At 45.0% G+C, this 21780-nt stretch carries 20 protein-coding genes; 8 read left to right on the top strand and 12 right to left on the bottom strand.

Annotated features, from left to right (window positions below):
* The 3 genes from KDK67_RS09325 to KDK67_RS09335 all read left to right on the top strand — a co-directional run.
* The coding region (locus tag KDK67_RS09325) for a hypothetical protein (protein ID WP_250868519.1) at positions 1-617 on the top strand (617 nt) is incomplete at its 5' end.
* A 14-nt stretch (positions 618-631) separates the two neighbouring features.
* A complete protein-coding gene (locus KDK67_RS09330; RefSeq protein ID WP_250868520.1) occupies positions 632-1591 on the top strand; it encodes a PKD domain-containing protein in 960 nt (319 codons plus the stop codon).
* A 216-nt stretch (positions 1592-1807) separates the two neighbouring features.
* Positions 1808-4660: a PKD domain-containing protein gene (locus tag KDK67_RS09335; RefSeq protein WP_250868521.1), complete on the top strand. Its 2853-nt coding sequence runs from the start codon at positions 1808-1810 to the stop codon at positions 4658-4660.
* A 56-nt stretch (positions 4661-4716) separates the two neighbouring features.
* On the opposite strand, the gene KDK67_RS09340 is transcribed toward KDK67_RS09335, so the two are convergent.
* On the bottom strand, positions 4717-6084 hold the full coding sequence (locus KDK67_RS09340) for an ADP-dependent glucokinase/phosphofructokinase (protein WP_250868522.1): 1368 nt from the start codon (positions 6082-6084) through the stop codon (positions 4717-4719).
* Positions 6085-6183: 99 nt separating this feature from the next.
* Between KDK67_RS09340 and KDK67_RS09345 the strand changes: the two genes are divergently transcribed.
* Complete coding sequence (locus KDK67_RS09345; protein ID WP_250868523.1) at positions 6184-6339, top strand: hypothetical protein; 156 nt, start codon at positions 6184-6186, stop codon at positions 6337-6339.
* A gap of 116 nt (positions 6340-6455) precedes the next feature.
* Here the strand turns inward: KDK67_RS09345 and KDK67_RS09350 are convergent, their stop codons facing one another.
* Positions 6456-7661, bottom strand: coding sequence for a methionine adenosyltransferase (locus tag KDK67_RS09350; protein ID WP_250868524.1), 1206 nt, complete (start codon positions 7659-7661; stop codon positions 6456-6458).
* Between the two features lie 298 nt (positions 7662-7959).
* Between KDK67_RS09350 and hisG the strand changes: the two genes are divergently transcribed.
* From hisG to hisB, 3 genes are read left to right on the top strand one after another with little or no spacing between them, the layout of a single operon-like run.
* Positions 7960-8814 carry an ATP phosphoribosyltransferase gene (gene hisG / locus KDK67_RS09355; RefSeq protein WP_250868525.1) on the top strand — a complete coding sequence of 285 codons (855 nt, stop codon included), beginning with the start codon at positions 7960-7962 and terminating at the stop codon, positions 8812-8814.
* A 10-nt stretch (positions 8815-8824) separates the two neighbouring features.
* On the top strand, positions 8825-9565 hold the full coding sequence (gene hisA, locus KDK67_RS09360) for a 1-(5-phosphoribosyl)-5-[(5-phosphoribosylamino)methylideneamino]imidazole-4-carboxamide isomerase (RefSeq protein ID WP_250868526.1): 741 nt from the start codon (positions 8825-8827) through the stop codon (positions 9563-9565).
* A gap of 25 nt (positions 9566-9590) precedes the next feature.
* Positions 9591-10166, top strand: coding sequence for an imidazoleglycerol-phosphate dehydratase HisB (hisB, locus tag KDK67_RS09365; RefSeq protein ID WP_250868527.1), 576 nt, complete (start codon positions 9591-9593; stop codon positions 10164-10166).
* Positions 10167-10204: 38 nt separating this feature from the next.
* Here hisB and KDK67_RS09370 read toward each other — a convergent pair whose 3' ends face one another.
* The 9 genes from KDK67_RS09370 to argC form a co-directional block, all read right to left on the bottom strand.
* Positions 10205-12307, bottom strand: coding sequence for a helix-hairpin-helix domain-containing protein (locus tag KDK67_RS09370; RefSeq protein WP_250868528.1), 2103 nt, complete (start codon positions 12305-12307; stop codon positions 10205-10207).
* Positions 12308-12321: 14 nt separating this feature from the next.
* Positions 12322-13155 carry a DUF4130 domain-containing protein gene (locus KDK67_RS09375; protein WP_250868529.1) on the bottom strand — a complete coding sequence of 278 codons (834 nt, stop codon included), beginning with the start codon at positions 13153-13155 and terminating at the stop codon, positions 12322-12324.
* Positions 13152-14291, bottom strand: a complete 1140-nt coding sequence (locus tag KDK67_RS09380; protein ID WP_250868530.1) for a helix-hairpin-helix domain-containing protein — start codon at positions 14289-14291, stop codon at positions 13152-13154. Before KDK67_RS09380 ends, KDK67_RS09375 begins: the two co-directional genes overlap by 4 nt.
* Before the next feature lie 161 nt (positions 14292-14452).
* Positions 14453-14968, bottom strand: a complete 516-nt coding sequence (locus tag KDK67_RS09385; RefSeq protein WP_250868531.1) for a helix-turn-helix domain-containing protein — start codon at positions 14966-14968, stop codon at positions 14453-14455.
* Between the two features lie 76 nt (positions 14969-15044).
* On the bottom strand, positions 15045-16403 hold the full coding sequence (locus KDK67_RS09390; RefSeq protein ID WP_250868532.1) for an ADP-dependent glucokinase/phosphofructokinase: 1359 nt from the start codon (positions 16401-16403) through the stop codon (positions 15045-15047).
* A 9-nt stretch (positions 16404-16412) separates the two neighbouring features.
* Positions 16413-17870: an ADP-specific phosphofructokinase gene (pfkC, locus tag KDK67_RS09395; protein WP_250868533.1), complete on the bottom strand. Its 1458-nt coding sequence runs from the start codon at positions 17868-17870 to the stop codon at positions 16413-16415.
* A gap of 35 nt (positions 17871-17905) precedes the next feature.
* On the bottom strand, positions 17906-19090 hold the full coding sequence (argJ, locus tag KDK67_RS09400) for a bifunctional ornithine acetyltransferase/N-acetylglutamate synthase (protein WP_250868534.1): 1185 nt from the start codon (positions 19088-19090) through the stop codon (positions 17906-17908).
* 9 nt (positions 19091-19099) lie between these two features.
* Entirely contained in the window at positions 19100-19564 is a 465-nt protein-coding gene (locus KDK67_RS09405) for a CBS domain-containing protein (protein WP_250868535.1), read from the bottom strand.
* A gap of 21 nt (positions 19565-19585) precedes the next feature.
* Positions 19586-20599 carry an N-acetyl-gamma-glutamyl-phosphate reductase gene (argC, locus tag KDK67_RS09410; RefSeq protein ID WP_250868543.1) on the bottom strand — a complete coding sequence of 338 codons (1014 nt, stop codon included), beginning with the start codon at positions 20597-20599 and terminating at the stop codon, positions 19586-19588.
* A 121-nt stretch (positions 20600-20720) separates the two neighbouring features.
* Here argC and KDK67_RS09415 point away from each other — a divergent pair, with 121 nt between their 5' ends.
* Complete coding sequence (locus KDK67_RS09415; protein WP_250868536.1) at positions 20721-21149, top strand: nucleoside 2-deoxyribosyltransferase; 429 nt, start codon at positions 20721-20723, stop codon at positions 21147-21149.
* Between the two features lie 26 nt (positions 21150-21175).
* Here KDK67_RS09415 and KDK67_RS09420 read toward each other — a convergent pair whose 3' ends face one another.
* Entirely contained in the window at positions 21176-21778 is a 603-nt protein-coding gene (locus KDK67_RS09420) for a TIGR00296 family protein (RefSeq protein ID WP_250868537.1), read from the bottom strand.
* Positions 21779-21780 lie beyond the last annotated feature (2 nt).

Below are 21780 nucleotides of genomic sequence, written 5' to 3' on the forward strand. Positions count from 1 at the left end.
GGATCGAGAGCGTTGACTTTCCTGGCTGGGTAACCCTGACCGACATGTCTGAACTTCCCGATTCCTCCGTATGGCTCAAAGCAGCAGACCTTCAGAAGAGCGTAGGAGAAGGAGCTCTGGACACAGAACTTGCATCCCTTACGTTGACAGGGCTCGAAGGCGGTTCTACCGGGATCACTGTAACCGTATCCAGGCTGGAGGATGACTTCGGAAAGGTCAGCGTACTCGAAAATACTCAATATCCGAAAGATGAAACCGGGGATGAAGATGAAACCGGAGATGAAAATCCATCTGCAGAGGATAGCTCCGAACCTTCAACATCCGGAGGACAATGGACCATCCCTATAGAGGAAGATGCAGTAAATGAAGATGCAGTAAATGAAGTCCCGGACGAAAGCCTGGATGGATCCAGCACTTCCCCGGAAAATGAGGACGAAACCTCAGAAGAACAGTTGACTTCCCAAAATGCGGAAGAAGGGTCAGCTGAAACCGTAAATGCTGAAGTGGAAGATACGGGAGGAAATACCCTTCCCGGGTTCGGATCTGCCTTTTCAGCATCAATTTTCGTGATCATGGGAATTCTCATTAGAAGAACGACCAAACTCAGGATAAAATAAATGGAGATAGTTTTATGGCAAAATTAAAAAGAGAACAAACAGGTGAAAAGTTGACACCCGGCAGGAAGTCAGTGAAGTGTAGCTTCACGGTCCTCCTGCTCCTGCTATGTCTTGGAACAGGCATGGCTGCCGGAGAGGAGATCTACTTTGAGCCCGGAGACACGACCCTGGCAGGGATCGGCGACACAGAAACACTGAACTTCTACCTTGATCAGGCACCTTCCGGGCTTTCCGGGTATAACCTGACCCTTAGCATAACCGACCCTTCAGTTGCCAGGATAACAGGATTCGCATTCCCTGACTGGTCAAGCGCACTAAACATGTCCTCCGAACTTCCGGCTAATTCAGTCACTATCAAAACCATTGACCTTGAGAAGAGTGTGAATGCAGGAGATACAAATGTCTTGCTGGGCACGGTGACCGTGGAATCCCTTGCTCTAGGTGAAGGAAACATCACAGTGTCCATTACCTCTCTGGACGATGATAACGGAAACATCATATCTGCCGGTATCCGGGAAGCAACAATGTCAGTAATGGCTCTTCCAGCAGCCGACTTCAGCGCGGATAACGTTTCCGGATATGTACCACTTACCGTGCAGTTCACAGACCTGTCCACAAATGCTGAAAGCTGGTCCTGGGACCTCGACGGCGACGGAATTGAGGATTCCACGGAGCAGAACCCACAGTTCAGCTATACAGATCCAGGCATATACACTGTGAGCCTCACTGTGAGCAACGCAGCAGATAGTGATACCGAAACTAAGGTGGGCTACATCGTTATCAATGACTGGAACCCATGGAACGACGAGGAATCAGAAGGACTTCCGGATGGAACATACGTCACTTTAACAGAAGTTATTGATGCATACAACTGTTTCAGAAATGGAACACCTGCACCAGGAACTGGAGTTGCTATCGACCTCACTAAAGTGATCGATATGTACAATGCTTTCAGATATGGAAATCCGATGTAAGAAGCATTAACAAGTGAGTTTGGGAATGGTTATTCGATCATTCCCTTTTTTTTGATTTTAGGACTTCATGAAGTAATATTGTTGTAATTTACATCAATGTCATACTCATTTCAGTGAGTCTGGTATTGCTCGTTTTGCAGCCATGGTGGAAGAAATACGATTTCGACACGTGCAGGATCGGCTGATAATAGTGAAAACAAGTAATGGTGATTGAAAATGATAGCAAAGGACAGAAGGGGAAATCTCGCATTCATTATGGGGATATTGCTGTTGTTACTACTGATGCCATCAGCAGTATCAGCATCTGACTGGGAACAGTTCCAGGCAAATAAGTACAATAATGGTGTGACGGCAGACAAAGCCCCTATAACATATCCGGTCGGAAACGGTATATCATGGGCCAGACAGGCAACCAGTCCTGGTCTGGGAGCAGGCTTTGATTCCACATTCGTTGTGATGGACGATATTCTTTATGTGGTGGGCCATGATCATTATTTACGGGCATTATACATGGAAAACGGGACCGAGAAATGGGCAACACCCACCTATGGAGGCGGCTTTCAACTCGGGAGCATCGCATCAGGCAATGGCAGTATATTTGTTCCTACGACAAAGGGCATGTTATTCTCTATCAACAGGACCACAGGTGTTGTGGAATGGATTGCAGACGAACGGATACCATACGATAACAACGACGGCTACCTGGCCTATCAGCTGAACACTCCTGTGGTCTATGACGATCATAAGATCTACTTTGGCGGTTGGATGCCGATGACTTCGGGATTGGGATATTGGTGTAAATATCACTGCTACTATGATAACGGAACAGAATGTTGGGAACGTAATTCTACCAGTAGTGGTGGTTACTATTGGTCAGGTGCTGCGATCATAGACGATTACCTTGTTTACGGAGATGAGGCAGGCATCCTGCTTTCCGTGTACAAATCCAATGGTACTGTCAGGGACGAGATGGACGTATCCACGGAATTCGGTGTTGCTGCAGGTCATATCAGGTCTTCTGTCTGTTATGCTGAGGACCTGGGTCGCATATACTTCACATCCGAGGGCGGTTATATATATTCCCTTGGAATGGATCCGGATGGAACATTCAATACCACGGACAAGCAGCTTGCCAACATCGGCATAAGTAAATCCACACCTGCTGTCTATAAGGGCAGGCTGTATGTAGGTTCCGGTGCTGTGTGGGGGGGCGCTGGTTCCGGCTTATCCTGCTTTAACGCAAGTAATCTCTCCGAGAGATTCTGGATATTTGACAACGCTACCTGCGTCCAGTCATCTCCCATGATCAGTACGGCATACGATGACGGTGACGGTGAGATATATATCTACTTCACCTGCAACATTAAAAACGCACCTGTATATTGTATCAATGAATCAGGAATTGAACAATGGTCCTATGTGGCACCTCCGGATATGACCGAATATACATTACAGGGAGTAACAATCTCGGACGGCTGGCTTTTCTACGGGAACGATAACTCGTATGTGTTCGGGTTTGCAACGCCTGAATCATTGCCTGCACAGGCTGAAGTAATCAGCATCACTCCGGAAGATTCCCTGCAGGACACGATATACGCTGCACAGAACGGGGACATGATCATGATGGCACCCGGTACCTACACTGTGCCGCTGATAGCTGGGAAAATCGCATTGTACATAAATAAAAGCGGCCTGACCTTCATGGCTAACGGCGGAGAAGTGATCATTACTCCTGATGCAGGTGATGTTTCCCCTATGATTTATCTAGGTAGGGAGGATGCAACTGATACTACGGGTTGCGATGCTTCAGGAATAACTTTCAAGGGAATTACTTTTGGTAGCTTTGCCCTACAGGGCGACCAATTAGATGGTGACACTGACTACTTTGAGCCCAATCAAATTGTTAACAATATGAGGTTTGAAGGTTGTACATTCTTAGAAGGGGACTCTATTTATCTGTATGAAGGCTCATCTGTACTGGATTGTACTTTTTCCGGTGATCGTAGAATACATGTGTTTGGTAACAACACAAGAATTGAGGGCAACAGCGGTACTGGTGTTGATATCTATGGAGGCTATTACTATGAATCAGGCGATTACTGTATTTTCTACAACGAGACTATCAGAAATAATACACTGAGTGATGTTTATATTAGCTTTGATGGAGAAGCTCTGGTAGAAAATAATGTTTTCGATGGAGTAACAATGCTCTATTTAGACGACGGTCCGAATAACATCATTCGGAACAATGAATTCCTAAATAGTACTAGCAAGTATAACAAATTTAAAGGCCAGGTTTACCAGAATACTTTCACTAATGGATATGGAGACACTGCAAGGCTTTATCTAAAAGATAACGGAACTTACTACCTGAATAATTTCATTGGCTACACTGATATTCGGCTGTATGATTACACAACTTTCAATACCCCCACTCCGGTAACCTACACCTACATAGGCCAGGAATACACCGGCTATCTCGGTAACTACTATTCCACCTATGCCGGCAATGATACCGATGGCAATGGTGTTGGAGAAGACAATATTACAAGTAGTTATGGTGGTATCGAAACCTATCCGCTCATGGGCGCATGGGATGCCACTGGCAGTGAGATCGAAGGACCGGAAATCGTTCCACCTGTAGCAGATTTCAGTGCAAACGTAGCCTCCGGCAGTGAAACCCTGACAGTGCAGTTCACAGATCTGTCCACGGATGCTGAAAGCTGGTCCTGGGACTTTGACAACGATGGTGTTGAGGACTCCATGGGGCAGAACCCACAGTTCGACTATACAGATGCTGGCACATACACTGTGAGCCTCACTGTGAGCAATCCGGCAGGTAGTGATACCGAGACTAAGGTGGACTACATCTTTGTCAACGACTGGAACCCCTGGAACGATCCTGATTCAGAAGGTACACCAGATGGAACATACGTCACTTTAACAGAGGTTATCGATGCATACAACTGTTTCAGAAATGGAACATCTGCACCAAGAACTGGGGCTTCTATCGACCTCACAAAAGTGATAGATCTCTATAACGCATTCAGAAATGGAACACCTATGTGAAGGGGATTGATAATCCAATTGGAGGGTTTACCCTCCAACTTTTTATTCTTTTTATGTTAAACTTCGAGTCGTGATTGCCCCTCATTTGTTCCGATAAGTTCCAGCCACCTCAAAAAAGTGGCTGAAGATACAGTATCTCCAAGCCCCACAGTGGACACCGGCTTTTCACATATGATGGTCGGCAGGATACACACCGAATAATCCCCGTAAGCCCCGCATACATCGCCCTCGAACTGTTCACCACCGATAAGATCCTGCAACTTAACTGCCTGCTTCATCCCTTCCTTACTTCTGGCAAGATCACTCACTGAGCCTTCAAGTTGTGACCGCTCAGGCAGTTTTCCTGATACTGCAAAGGCTGCCGCACACATAACACCGAACTGCATGCTCTGCATCTCATGAAGAGGGCTAGAGGTCCCTTCCCGGAAAATGCTCATGATAAAATCACGGGTATGCAGGACTATTTTCTTCAAGACAGTAGAGGAAACACACCTAACACAGGCATCCAGAATAGCACAGGCATCCATTTTCCGTATCATTTCCGAAGGAACACCATGTAATTCAGCAAGCATTACCAGTTCATCCTCGTTCATTCCGATGCTATCCACAGTACCGGCAAGTTCGGTGAAGATAGACACACCCATATCCATGCTCATGAAATGCCCTAACTCAACGTGGATCGGCAGATCGGGATTGCGTTGCTTCCAGTCCTTTAATTGTGAATGTGCCTTTTCAAAACGCTCAGTATATCCGGACCCATCAGGATAGATTCTTTGAAGCTGATTGAAGCCTGAAATGATCGCACCGTCTATCTCAGTTACATGCTCACGGCTGTATTCTTCAAATTCAGGAGTGATAGTCAGTTCCGTATTAATATCATCATAAGTAGCAATGAAACGGTTTTCTCTGGGTACTATCACCTCTGTGCCAAAAACATTGAATCGTGTTCCACTGCTAAAATCAAAAACAAAATGGATGATCTCATTTGCATCTTTGGAGGTTGAAGTATCCTGTGGAACAGACTCTCCTGAAAAGATTATGTTCCCGCCTGACATCAATGCCTTTATCGAATTGATGTCACCAACTGCATTCATAACGACCTGGTCTGCACCCATGTGAGACATGACGTTTGCCATTATTCCCATATTACCGCCAAGCCGTATCTCACTCTTCTCATAATAACGGCTTTTCAGGAAATGAAAAACATCATCCGAATAAATGAACCATTCGGCACCTGTGCCTTTCTGCATGTGAAGGACCAGTCCTGCAACAAGATCGGTGATCGATCTTATCTCACCCGGACCATCGTATATCTTCTCAAGCAATTCATCCTTATCCACCATCTTCAAAAGATCTGAGATATCCTCCCCGGTTATCGTGTACACAGCATCAATGTTGACATTATACCCACAAAGGACTTTCATGAAAATCCCTCACTCACTTGATCTTTGAAAGAAATCCTACAAATGAAGTCGCAGAGATCGCAGAATCAATGATAGCATCACTCAAAGGAGAATCCGGATATGGATGACCGATACAACCCCGCCATAGCCATAATGATATTTATTCTTTTCGCCGCATTGCCCATGAAAGAGACAAATATGAACATAATGACGATCAAAATGAACAAGGAACAGATGCAATTAGAAATTACGGATGAAGTTGTGAAGGAAGAATAGAGAGAATATTAGAAAAAGAACAGAAAGAGCGGAACAAAAGGAAAAATGGGGCAGCTTGGATCGAAGATCGATCTTGCTGACACCCGCATGATCCAATATATACAGATATATCGGAATTAGAAAGTATCAAGTTCGCCTTTGACCACCATGTCAGTGATCTTGGTGATGTTCTCAAGCCAGTCGTCAATGACCACTTCTGCTTCAGACCTGATGGCAGCAAAGTTCGCACCATCTTCAGGGATGACCTGTGCACTTGCCACGAGTGGCTGATCGATAGGCATTCCGATCTGAGAGAGAAGCTTGATATGGACATCGCTTACTTCATCAACAGCACTTACAACGTCCCTTGCCATCTGTGTAGAAAGCAGGTTGTAGATCTTACCAATGTGGTTGATAGGATTCTTACCGCTTGTTGCTTCCATGCTCATTGGCCTGCTTGGAGTGATAAGACCGTTGCTTCTGTTCCCACGACCTACTGAACCATCATCACCCATTTCAGCAGATGTACCTGTAACGGTAAGGAAAACGCAGTCACAGCCATCATCAACCTTATCAGCAGCATTGATGCGAGCTGAAACTGTCCTGTCGGTGTACTTGGTAGCAAGATCAAGAACGTACTCGGTCATCTCTTCCTTTGCATTTATGTAGTGGTCCATGTCATCGACATGCCTGCCTACCATACCACAGCAGATGGTAAGAGAGATATCATCGTTCTCCCTGAGACCCATGACCTTTATATCTTCCCCGATTCCAGGGATCTTCTTTTTCTTAAGGTCTGTCAAAAGTTGCCTCTCGGTGTTGTAGACGACCTGTTCAAGTTCAGAGAAAGGAGCATGGCCCACACCGAATGAGGTATCGTTCGCCATTGGAATATGATCCCTGGTGAAAACATCCCTGAGGTCAGAAGAGCCCGTCCCAAGCTTGCAGTCAATGATCATATCGCGCTCAAGGTCCATACCGGGAATGGTATTGCGAACATATTCGCGTGCAGCCTGAAGGGCAACTGCCTCTGCAGGGATCTCCATACCATCGAATTCCATGGTAGCCCTTCCGACAAGAAGAGTGTAAATAGGCTTGAGGACCTCACCGCCTCCGAATTCCGGCCTGGACCTTCCTGCAACGATCTGGGTCTCATCTGTGTTGTGGTGAAGGATAGCTCCACACTTGTCAATGTATTCTTTACAAAGAGCACGGCTCACAGCTTCTGCGAGACCATCACTGATACTGTCCGGATGACCTATACCTTTCCTTTCAACAAGCTCGGTCTCCTGTTTTTCTATAGGAGTCTCATGGAGATGTTCGACTTTGATATTTCGGATCATATTTAGCCTCTTTTTGATAAATTTGATAAATCAGATAGAAATGTGAAAACCACATGTCGGTTGGATTCAATCTATAAGATGAACAATTTATATATAATCATTACTACTCATGTGCACATTCATAACCTTCAGTAATAAGAGTAGATGATGAAAAAGGATGGAAATGATCGTAAACATTCTCAATGCTACCATGCAATACTTATAAAGGATAAATGTGTTTCAAGACATAGACCCAAGAACAGTTCTATAATAGATAGAACAAAATACAACTAAACCCGTTCTGTGAGAAGGACTTCATATGATACGTATTGCAATACCTAACAAAGGAAGATTACACGAGCCCACCATACAGATGTTCAAGGAAGCAGGACTTCCCGTACTTGGTGGTTCCAACAGAAAGCTGTTTGCAAAAACAAACGATCCGGAGATCACATTCCTGTTCGCAAGAGCAGCCGATATTCCGGAATATGTTCAGGATGGGGCGGCAGATGTCGGCATCACCGGACTGGACCTTATCTCTGAGACCGAGTCAGATGTAGAGATGCTCCTTGACCTCAAATATGGAGGAGCAGACCTTGTACTTGCAGTACCTGAAGAATCAGACATCTCATCGGCAAATGACCTTGAAGGAATGCGTGTGGCAACTGAGTTCCCCGGCATCACTGCAAGGTATTTCAAGAACCTCGGGATAAACATTGATGTAGTAAAGGTCAGCGGTGCATGCGAAATGACACCACACGTTGGCATTGCAGATGCCATTGTGGACATTTCCAGTTCAGGAACGACACTTGTGATGAACCATCTCAAGGTAATCGAAAAAGTGTTCTCATCATCCATATATCTGATCGCAAATCACGAAACGGCAAAAACGGAAGAAAAGATAGAACACATCAAAACAGCCCTTGAGAGCGTCATGCATGCCAAAGCAAAGCGATACTTAATGATGAACGCTCCAACCACAGTGGTCGATGATTTAAAGGAAGTACTTCCCGGACTTGCAGGACCAACTATAATGAAAGTCGAATCCAAGGAAGATATCGTGGCAGTACATGCCGTCGTGGACGCAGACATCATCTTTGCCACCATTACAAAGCTTAAAGCTGCAGGTGCTTTTGACATACTTGTAATGCCTATCGAGAGAATGATACCCTAAAGGTGACAAAATGAGCTTTGAAGTGATACCAGCAGTCGATATGAAAGGCGGCAAATGTGTACAGCTCGTTCAGGGCGTACCCGGAAGCGAGATGATATCCCTCGATGACCCCGTTGAAGTCGCCCTTGACTGGGTTTCCCAGGGCGCAAGGACACTACATCTTATCGATCTTGATGGTGCAATAGAAGGAAACAGAACAAATGCACCCATTATAAAGAAGATCGTCGAGAAATGCAAACCCCAGGGAATATACATCCAGGTAGGCGGAGGAATACGTTCCTTCGAAGATGCTGCAGCTTTACTCGATATTGGCATTGACAAAGTTATCCTCAGCACCGCTGCATTAAAGGATCCCGAACTTATCAAAAGGCTCTCCGATGAATTTGGAAGTGAACATATAAATGTTGCACTCGATTCAAAGAACGGAAAGATATCCATCGAAGGATGGACAAAGGAATCAGAACATACAGCAGTAGAAATGGGAAGCCAGTTTGAAGAGAAGGGCGCTGGAAGCATTCTGTTCACCAACATTGACTCCGAAGGTCTGTTAAATGGAGTGGACCCGAAACCTACTGAAGAGCTTGTCAATGCTGTCACCATACCCGTGATCGCATCCGGCGGTGTGACCACCCTTGAAGATATTGTCACACTGAAGAACACCGGAGCAGCAGGTGTTGTTGTTGGGAGCGCACTATACAAGAAAAAGTTCACACTGACAGAAGCAATAGATATCATCAGTGATGAAAATTGATCATCGAAAACGGCAGAGGAACAGCATGAGAAACGCAAAGATCGCACGTAAGACAAAAGAGACGGATATCCGGATGGAACTCGAGCTGGATGGCAACGGTTCATCGAATATTGACACAGGCATCGGTTTTTTCGACCATATGCTTACCGCTTTTGCAAGACACGGAAATTTTGATCTGACCATCGAAGCCACCGGTGACCTGATCGTTGATGAGCACCACCTGATAGAGGACACCGCAATAGTTCTTGGCCAGGCACTCTCTGAAGCACTCGGAGATAAGAACGGGATCGCCAGATTCGGAGATGCACGCATCCCAATGGATGAAGCCCTTGCAGATGTGGTTCTCGACCTTGGAGGAAGGACCTATCTCGTAATGAATGCTCAGTTCGAATCACCAAGGGTCGGTGAAATGAACACACAACTTGTGAGACACTTCTTTGAGTCCCTCACAGACAATTCAAAGATGAACCTGCACATAACTGTCACAGGTTACAATGACCACCACAAGATAGAGGCCCTTTTCAAGGCCTTTGCATACGCCCTCCGCCGTGCTGTCAAGATTGAAGGCGAAGGCATCAAAAGTACAAAAGGTGTGCTTTAAAGCAACCTAACAAAATGGAAAAGCCGTATTATTACGGCTTAATTGAACTTTTTTTGCAATCTTTTATAAAAGTCCTGCTCCGGACCATTTGACTTTCTTGACAGACGCTCGACTATGAGCTCAGGAGTGCTCTTTGCAACATAATTGTACCTTGGCGTCCTTTCAACTATAAGGTTCAGTTCCTTATCAAGCCCGCTTGCCTCGATGCCATCAACACGTACATTGCATTCGGTGTTCTCAAGGATCAGTTCTGATAAATGGGACACAAAAATTGACATGCCGTTATCATTCTCAGAAAGCACCTCCAGTATTCCCGAGATTATCTTTGCAGAAGCTCCCGGCTCAGTAATGGATTCCAGTTCATCTGCCAGAACAAGCTTTGAAGAATCGTTTGCAACAACTGAAAAATCAACAAGGGTGGTCTCGAAAGCTCCTGCATCCAGAGTACCTTTGGATTTTCCAAAATGATAGAACTCTTCCGCAAGACCTATCTCCATGTTCATGGCAGGAGTTGGGAAGCCCATGTGAGCAAGGATAACACACTGTGCCACCAATTCAAGCAGAGAGGTCTTTCCTCCTGAATTGACACCACTCAAAAGGACAACTCGACTGCCATTCCCATCGGGATCATAGGAGGTATTGCCTACTGAATAATCGATAGGTACGACCGAACCATGCCTCGTTCTTATGAAAAGGTTCGATGCACCCTTGAACGCAATGCCCGTCCCTTCAATGAACTCAGGAAGATGAAGGTCGAACTCCTTTGCAAAGCAACCTATAGAAAAACCCACATCGAAATCAAGGGCTTCGTGAACCATCCTTTGTGCAACATCATGGAACTCTGAGAGTGTCCTCGCAATATTGCATTTGTGCCGAACCTTCAGTTTTTCCACTTGATTTGCGATCTGCTGCTTAAAGGAATATAGGCATTCCTGTTTCACTTCAAGGGGATGAGTGATCTCATCCGAGAAAAAGGAATCAAGGGACAACAGCTCATTCCTTTCAAGCGCAAGGTCCGCCACGATCTTCTCTTTTGCGGTCTTGATAACAGAACTGTAAGAATGGAACAGCTCTTTTTCGAGCAGGTCCTTTATCTCCATTTTCCCGTTCATCACCTTAAGCATGTCCTGACCGCTAAGCGTAAGTTTGCTCTCCTCCAGACAGGAATTAAGAGTGACATTGGCAGCAGTAATGGTTTCTGAAACACAATTATCGACATTTCTGGAGATCATCATAAGGCGATCGATACTATTATCAGAACCCTCCCTGACATCCCCATCCCCATCTATAAGAGAAAGGGTCTGCTTTAATCTTTCAATATCATCGTCCGCAATATCTTCAAGGGAACATATACCTGAACAGCGTAATATCTCAACCATTTGGATACAGCATTCAAGCGTATTAAGATTCCTCGCAAAGAAGTAGATCTCCTTCTCCGGCACTATCTGCCACATATTTGCTTTGCGAATATCAGGAATGAACTCAGGATCAACATCTTCAGGAAGGTCAAAGACCATGCACTTGTCATCAGCAGCAACAACATGGGAATACCCCCTTGCAGTATCAACGAACTCCCCCGCACCCTTCACGAACTGGACATCCAGAAGATCCCCGAACATCTGCCGTGCAACCTCATACTGCTTGCTATCGGCGGTCAGAATTGCCCTGGACCTAACTTTCGGTGGTACGCATTTGACATCCAGAGCCTTTACATTTGACAGAAGCGAGATCAGTTCTTCATTGTCCCCCAATACGCAAGCAGTCCCAATATACCCGGCAACATCCTTCCTAATATCCTCGATGAGTGCCTTTTTGCTTGCAGGATAAGGTATGTAGACATGAAGCTTGTCCTTTGCATATCTTGTATGTGTGAACTGCTTGATGATATCCAGGAGCCTCTCATAGATATCCGAAGCTTCCTTTGTCTTAAGGAAATCTTCCATACTAACACCTTCGAACTGTGCACGCACTTCGTGTACCAGAGAAATAGCATATCTTTGCCCTACTCCTTCAACTTCGGAAATACTTGCGATGTCACCGCTTAAAATAGCATCCATTGCCCTATCCTCCCCACCAAAATGCTCCTGAAAGCGTTTCGCCATTTTCTCACCAATACGCGGAATATCCTGTAACCCATTCATTTTCTCACCCATATTCATGCAAAACTATCCAGGGTACAGCCGGCAATGCCCCTTTCAACCTTATAACGATCTCTTTTTGACATCTTGCTCATCGAAGCAGAACTTTTGGGCTGCATTTTCTTTGCAAGCCCATGATTTCTCCTTGAATCTATCATCTGGGAATTATAGTAGAGGTCCCAGAGCTCATCAACATCATCCGATGTCGATGTTGACCGAAGGCTTTCCACAAAGGATGCGGTGATCTTTGCAACCCTATCAAGTCCAATAAGATCGCCATTGCCTACCCACGCAGAACCATTTTTGATAACTGCCACAGGAACGTCTGGATTTTTCCTGACAAGCCACCTGCAGAACATATCCGCGATATCGTGAGGAGTATCAATAACAACAGACAGTATGCCACCTTTAAGCTCCGGTCGTGCGAACATACACAACCTCTCGTATGCCTTGCCAACCTCACGCATATAATTATAATACCGTTTTGCGATCTTGCCCTTCCCTGAATAAAGTCCATCAGTATCGCCATTACAAGAAACCAACAGTCGCACAAGCCCAGCAGGATCACACTCCTTGTGCCTTAGAAGAAGATCTACGTACCATAGAGGATCGGGGTCGAACCTTGCCATACGAGGTTTACTTTTTCCGAATATCTCCTTGGATAAGGACTCGGACCGATAAGAAGGATCAAAACCTACCATATTGATCTCACCCTCGATACCTGAAAGATCGAGTTTCCCCTTAAGCTCCCCCACATCGCTCGCAAATATCAGTTCAGAACCAGGATATTCCCTGAAAGCTAAACATGCAAGCAGCACACCCTCTACACTGGACCTAAAAGCTATTATCATGAGCAAGCCCCCATAAAAGAAGAAAGGTTCGTCTGCCTTGAACCATTGATCGAAATGTAGGACCTTGCACGGGAAACTACGACACCCACCCGGGAAAGTTCCTGCTCGGAAACTATCGGACGGGCTCGCACGATCCGGTTAGCGCTTATAGGCCCGATACCGGGAACAAGGAGCAGATCGGACATTTCAGCGGAATTGATATCCACCGGAAAACGATCAGGTTGCGATCGTGCAAGCACTTCCTTCGGGTCAGCATTTGAGAGATACCCATACTCATCGTAGATCTCATCGAAATCGCTTGACATGAGACCATAGTCCTTTAAAAGAAAGGACATCTGATACAACCTCTGCTCACGCCATTTCGGCGAAGGGGCCCCATTCTCAAGGGGAGTATCAGGCACAGGGTCGAAGCTCATAAAATAGGGTCTTCGCAATGCATACTTGTCCATGAACTTGTTGACCGTCTTCACGACCTCTTTGTCAGACTCAGGGACCGCACCCACCACGAATTGAGTGTCATTTGCACCAACCATTTTTCCCATACCGCAATATTCACTTCTTTTCTTCTCAATGAGGTCCCTTGTCCATTTCAACCTCTGCAGAACATCGTTCTTATAATCGAAATTCGGGCATATCTCAGAATAATTAACGGAATTGGTAGTCTCCGCATTAACACCGAACTTATCGGCATGGTCTGCGATCTGCTCAAGCAGATATTTCGGAGTGCCAGGCATCACCCGGATATTGATGTAACCTTTAAACCCCTGACCTCGCAACAGTTCCAACACCTCTAATTGCTTCTGCGAAGTATACTCTGCATCCCCCATGATGCCTGAAGACAGGAACAGACCCTCGATGGCATTCCTTCTGTAAAATGACCAGGTGATCTTTGCAATTTCTGCGGGTTCAAGAGAGGCTCTTTTAGTCTCACGCTCACAACGATTTGGACAATAGGCACACTCCCCTGCACAGGAATTTGATAACAGTGTCTTGTAGAGCTGTATGCACCTCCCATCTGGACCAAAAGCATGACAGACAGCACTCTGATTGCAACTGTCATATTTAGTACCTGCAGAGAGGATCTGCATTCTCTCAGATAAGGTCAGATGATGTTCGTTCCGTCCATAAGCACTCATTGGTTGATAAATTGGCACTTAATTATATAACCGACAGCCAAGCGAGGTGAAAGTATTATTTAAAAGAATGGCAAAAAACCGTATAAAAAAGAACAGTGCGAGATAATGTAATAATAAGTAGGACAATGCAAAAAAGAACGAAAATTGATAGCGTTCAAAGATCATTTCTTGACATGAATATCAAGTTTGAGCTTAGTGACCGGTTCAAGTTTCTTCCATTCGATAGTTGTGTCCTCATCAAGCACACAGTTCTGAACTGACTTCTCAGAGAAGTCACCATTTATCTCATAAACATAAAGACCTTCTTCCCCATCTGTAGAGATAATGACTTCCCTATCGCCTTTCTTCTTCACCTTTATTGCAGCCACACCGCGCAGAGCATCCAGAAGGGTAGTACCTTTTTCCACCTCTATGGACTTTGTCGGTGCAAAAGAGTTCATAGCAATATAGATATTATCCTTATTTGGTTTCAGCACATGGGTCCTCCCAAATATCCTGCGCTCAACAAGATCTGCAGCTTCCAATATCTTAACATGCTTCGCAGCAACCGGAACAGAGATATTTAACGTCCTTGCCAACTCGGAGATATGCATCTCCTCCTCACTAAGCAGCTCAAGCATTCTAATACGCGTATCGCTTCCCAGTGCGTTAAAGACTTTGTTTTCCAATTGGCTCATACATGTAAATGGAAATATGACATATATAAGAATATCAGTCCCATTATTAAGTACATACACAAAAAAAATATTGGATTTAACTGTTCAAAAGTTCCACCCATCTCAAAAAAGTAGCTGCCATGACCGTGTCCCCCAAACCGACAGTCGAAATAGGATCATCGCAGATCAAAGTTGGCAAGATACAAACATTAAGATCACTATATTTTCCACACGCTCCCACACCTGACCCCACACAAGAGTCAAAATTGCCATCAATGAGCGCTTGCACTCTCCCAACCTGCTCTAACCCATATTCGCTTAGGGAAAACTCACTAACGGAATCTTCAAGATCGGACCTAAGCGGAAGTTTACCTGTCGCTGCAAAAAATGCAGCACACATAATTCCAAATTCCAGACTCTGTATCTCATGATCACATGAAGAGACCGTATCTCTAAAGACCGATACAATGAGATCACGCGTATGGACAACCATTTTCTTGAGGCCGGTTGCACGAATACATTTCACACATGCTTCAACGATAATACTGGAATCTATTCTCTGGAATCGTTCTTCTGGAATGCCATGTATCTCAAATAGCATACCTATTTCATCCTCGTTCATCCCAATACTGTCCGCAATACCCGAAAGTTCCGTAAATATGAAAACTGCCAGCTCAGAGGTTGAAAAATGTCCAAGCTCGGCATGGACCAGCAGGTCCGAATTCAGCACTTTCCATCCCCTCATCAAAGACCGGGCCTTTTCAAACTTCTCAACAGGACCAGAACCATCCGGATAAACTGAACGAAGCTGATTAAAACCTGAAACGATAGCACCATTCGCAACTTTTACATATTCACGACTGTAATCTTCAAAAGCAGGAGATATATAGAGTTCAGTATTCACATTATCATAAGTAGCAATGAATCTGTTCTCCCTCGGAACAGTAATATTCTTCCCGAAAAGCTCAAAACGAAGCCCTTTCTTAAAATCAAAGACAAAATGGACGATCTTTTCCTTAGCACCTTTAAAAGTGCTTTTTACATCATTATCACTTTCTTCCGGAAAGACCACGCCCTCCCCCGATATCAACGGACTTATCGAACCAACATCACCCACTGGATTAACGACAACCTCTTCTGCCCCCATCTCTGACATAACGTTTGCCATGATAGCCATATTACCCCCAAGCCGTACCACTGCTCGCTCATAAAAATGCTCCATCAGAAAACTGAAAACGGATACATCCTGAATGAACCATTCCGCACCAGTCCCTTCCTGCATACAGCCAACAAGACCTGCGAGAAGATCCGATATCGAATTGATATCACCTGATGAACGCTGAAAGCTGTCGAATAGAACAGTGGGGTCCACTGATGCCAGCAATTCAGCAATATCTTCCCTGGTAATGGAATAAACAGCATCCAAGTTCATGTTGTAGCCGCAGAGGAACTTCATCATCCCACCTCATTTAAGCTTGGAAAGAAAACCTGCAAATGCAGCTGCTGAAATGACATCTCCAATGCCAACAGTAGCCACAGGCTCGCTGACAACCTTTGCAGGAACAACGATAGCATCATACTGGGGTGTGCGAATGCAGCCATTCTCGAAATCCTTCATGCAGCACATACCACTGCTCACAAGATGATCCTTCAATCTCTCAAGATCACCATATCCTTTTTCAGAGACAGGAACATCGAGACCTAATGCAGTACTTTCAAGAGAAACTATCTCTCCCTGTAATGCCTGTGCTGCTGCGGTAGTGGAAGCAAACAATAAAGCTTTACGGTGATCGAGAACAGATACCGGACAATCCTTAGCAACAACACAGATGTAAAAACCAAGAGAATGTATATGCACCCTTTCAAGTTCCAGCTCTTTTAAAAGCTTAACTGCGCCTTCAAAAAGAGAAACTATCGCATTCTCGCCCTTATTGATGACAGAATATGCAAGCTCTTCATAACCAAGAACGTTCAACGCATTTGCGACTTCAACTGTATCAAGACCCAAAGAATGAACGTGCTTTCTTACAATATATTTAAGGATCGAGCTTCTGATAAGCTTATTTTGAATGGACGTGAACTCAATATGTATCCTTATATTCGGATTTCCCTCTTTGAGCCTTTCGATCACATTGACGGCTTTATCAATGTAGTCCATATAGGTAGAACCATCTTCATATTCTTCTTTTATCATCTGATAACCGGCAAGCAGCGCACCATCTACATTCGCTTGAAGAGAAGGGATCCGCTCATACAATTCCGGAACCATCTCTATACGGATCCATTTTGGACGGGAAGAGACTATAAGACGATTGTCCCTTGGCACAATGAAATTCTCCCCTTTGAAATTAACACCCATGCCCTTTGAGAATTCGAGTATCCAGTTCACCTTGGGCTTATTTTGAGGATCGTAGGCATCCCTGGGACGAACAAGTTTGAGTTGATCCCCTTCCACAACCGGAAATAGAAGATTGTCCGAATCTACAAAATAGTCAGCCTGTTCCTTGGAAAGCCATGGAACATAGGTGATCACATTTTGTCCGATGGATGCCAGAAGATTAGAGATTATACCTGCCTGACCACCCATACGTGCATGATCAAAACCCAGATGATCAGTAAGCCATTCATGAACCTCGGTCGTATTTGTCGGAACCTCTGCCGCTTTCCCATCACGCATGGCAATAATAAGCCTTGCCACAAGATCTGAAGGGGAATCTATCTCCCGAGGATATTCAAACAACTTATCTTGGACTTCATTTTGATCGACCTGCGCCAACAGCATTGAAATATCTTCCTCGCTTACATGTTTGATAGCGTCAATGTTACTGTTGTAAGCTACGAACATTCCCCTTACATTGTCCAGAGACGAACAAATGTCCTCATAGGACTCACGATAAACAGATTCCCACTCCCCAATATCCATAAGATCACCTTCGATAAAAACCCGTCAAAGCAGTATCATGTAGTATATTCAGCATTGATCCTTACATAATCATACGTAAGATCACAACCCCATGCCTTCGCATTTGCACTGCCAAGAGCAAGGCCCACCATGATAATGACTTCCGAACTTCCCATGATAGCTTCCAGCTTCGTCAAGTGTTCTTTATCTTCAGAGAGGATCTTACCCTCATTTACAAGATAAACGGTATCCACACCATTGGAAAAAGCAAGAGAGATCTTATCCTGTTCCAGTTCAGCGCCGGAAGATCCTGCTGCTGCAACAACTCTACCCCAATTCGGGTCCTTGCCGAAAATAGCAGATTTCACAAGCGGAGAACGTACGATAGCCTTTGCGACAAGGCGAGCATCCTCTTCAGAGACTGCACCAGTTACCTGTGCTTCGATAAGCCGGGTAGCACCTTCACCGTCCTTTGCGATCTGTTTTGCAAGGTCCACAAGAACATGCTCAAGTCCTGCCTTAAATTCATTTATATCAGGAGAGATACCGGTAGCTCCCGTAGCTGTAAGAAGCACCATATCATTAGTACTTGTGTCCCCGTCCACTACGACCATATTGAAGCTTCTGTCAACTGCTTCCTTGAGGCATTCATCAAGTACGTCCGATGAAAGAGCTGCATCAGTGTAGACAAAGCCAAGCATAGTTCCCATGTTAGGCTCGATCATGCCGGAACCTTTTGCAATTCCACCTATACAGACACCACAATCAAGCTCTATCGCAGTCATCTTTGGGAACGTATCAGTTGTCATTATAGCCCTTGCAGCATGGCTGTTACCCTGAGGTGATGCTGCAAAACCGTTCATCACTTCATCGACATTATCACGTATCCAGCCAATATCGAGCTTCCTGCCGATAACACCGGTAGATGCCACTGCGACAAGGTCACTATCGACACCCAATCTTTCAGAAAGGATAGAGGCCATTTCCCTTGCATCGGCGAGACCTTGCTCACCTGTAAAAGCATTGGCATTTCCACTGTTTGCTATCACCGCTGCCAGTTTGCCATTCTTACCAAGGGCTTCCCTTGTAACGATCAGTGGAGCAGCTATGACCTTGTTCCTGGTAAAAACGCCCGCAGCATTCCCTTCAGCCACAATGATCGCAAGGCCCATCTTTCCCGGCTTGATACCGAAAGCACGAACTCCTTTTACTGCACATAGGCCGCTATCTTTCGCTTTCATAACACCACTTTAAATGCCTGCAAGACCGCGAATGATATCGCCGCGGGTTATAAGCCCTACCAGTTCACCATTATCGACAACAGGAAGTCTGTTAATTTTGTGCCGGCTCATTGATCTGGAAGCATCCTCCACAGAACTTTCCGGACCTACCGTGAACACATCCTTTTCCATTATATCACTGATAGGTTTTGAACCAACATCAGAAAGCATCTTTTTGGTATCTTCCCAACTAATGAGCTCACGTATAGGGATCTCAATTACCTCGAAAGGACTGGGAAGCCAAAGCCCGCCATGTTCAGGGATGTTAAGCAATTTCAATAGATCAACTTCGGAAACGATCCCTACGACCTTACCCTCATCAACAACAGGAACACCGCTAATGTTCTCTTTCTTCAACAACTGTGCAGTACTGCTAATAGTAGCCTGCGGACTGCATACAATGACATTACTGCTCATAATATCTTTTACATTCATGATCATATCTCCTATCGTAATTTATGGGGATGTCGCCGCAATGCGAAGACCAGTGGTCTCATCAAAACCACACATAAGGTTCATGTTCTGGATCGCCTGACCTGAAGCACCCTTTACCAGATTATCAATTGCTGAAACAACAACGATACGGCCGGTGTTGGCATCGACCTCAAAACCAATATCACAGAAGTTCGAGCCCCTTACAGCGCTAAGGGAAGGAATATCATCAACGACCCTCACAAAAGGCTTGTCCTTGTAGAATTCGTGATAAAACTCACGTACATCCTCCAACGACATCTTCTCCTTTGTGAAAAGATGTGCAGTGGTAAGTATACCACGAATGGAAGGAACAACGTGTGGCGTGAAGTTCACATCAGTGAAAGCATTGTCCAACCGGTTCAGTTCCTGAAGGATCTCTTCCCGATGCCTGTGAGTGGTCAGTTTATATGCCTGGACATTTTCTGCCATGTTAGGATAATGGGATGCCATTGTAGGATTTATCCCTGCTCCGGTAATTCCGGATTTGGAATCGAATATGGCCATCTTGAGAAGTTTTGCAGCCGCAAGAGGAGCAGCTGACAGAATTGCTCCTGTGGGATAACATCCCGGATTTGCAACGAAGGACTCATCCTTCACTTCAGGATGAAGTTCCACAAGACCGAAAACAGCATCTCTTGGATTAGCATGTTCCATATTGTAGACCTTCTCGAAGATGCTTGTCTTCAAACGATAATCGGCACTAAGATCGATAACTTTAGTATTATCATCAATAAGCTCGGGAACTATGTTCATTGCGGTCCCATGGGGTACAGCTACGAAGACAACATCACATCTGCCCCTGATATCTTCAGGAGAAAGGTCCTCAAATTCAATATCCACAAGTCCGCGCAGATGTTTATGAGTGTCACTTACCGCTTCACCTGACAAACGGCGTGACGTAGCCGTTTCAATATTGACATACGGATGGTTCAAAAGCAGACGCATCAGTTCACCACCGGTATAACCGGAAGCGCCGACAATTCCTGCATTTATCATATCGGTCATGGTGTTATGTATATTTCCAATACTAATTAAGCTTGTTATTTTCTAAATAAGAATAATTATCAACCTTGACCAACATTACATAGAGGGCACTATTAAGATTAAAGGAGATAAAATGAATACTACCAAAAAGATATATTTGGCAGCACCACTTTTTTCAGAAGCTGAACAGGATTATAACAGGAAACTGGAAACTGCACTGGAAGATCTCGGATTCGATGTCTTTGTGCCACAGGAAGATTCCAACGATACAGAAGCAGCAAGAGAAGAGATGGATTCTCACAAAATATTCCAGTTGAACCTTGATGCAATTGACAATTGCGATATAGTGGTGGCAGTCCTCGATGGTGGCAGTGATATCGATTCAGGTACAGCGTGGGAGATAGGGTACGCATATTCAAAGAAAAAGACGATCATTGGTCTAAAAACCGATTTCAGGACATTGGGACCTGAAGGTCTTGTAAATCTCATGATCGGAGAATCCGCAAGTGAGCTCAAGACGAACGTAACCGACCTTCTGGAAACCATGAAGAACTATAGATGAAAGCATTTCTTTCATCTACTCTATTTTCACTTACAACAGGAATTGAACTTTTCTTCCTCGATATCCCCACGAGACTCGACCTCTTTGAATATCTGTCCTTCAAACCAGTACATCTGTGCCCCAGTAAGCCATGCATCGTGCGGAAGACCTGCCTTTAAACAGGTGTGGTTTAAAAGATCGATAGCATCAAAATCGTTATCCGGTGCGACCTGCGGAAGCAATAGCCCCTCATACACACCCAGCTTTGCGATCAAACCATGGCGACCTATTTCGATAACTTCAGGCAATTTATCTGGAATAACATCGATAAGTTCCGGTTGTGTCAGGACCGTGACCTCTACGATAATATCAGACATCTCGGAAATATCGACCATTGGAAAACGAGGGTCCCTTGTGGCTGCCGAGATCGCAGAATCTACAATAGCACTTTCCAAAGCCGAATCCGCATAAGGATGACCGATACACCCTCGCAGATCGCCGTTCTTCGTCAGAGTCACGAAAACACCACGCAATTCACCGAACACCTCCGGCAGATCGATAGCCTCTGACAGCTCTCCATCTTTCAGAAATGACTCAATAGTATTCCTTGCAAGCCTTACGGCCTGTTCCCCTTCAGAAGCACTTAGCATAT

The organism is Methanococcoides seepicolus (genome assembly GCF_023684405.1).
In the GTDB taxonomy this organism is placed as follows: Archaea; Halobacteriota; Methanosarcinia; order Methanosarcinales; family Methanosarcinaceae; genus Methanococcoides; species Methanococcoides seepicolus.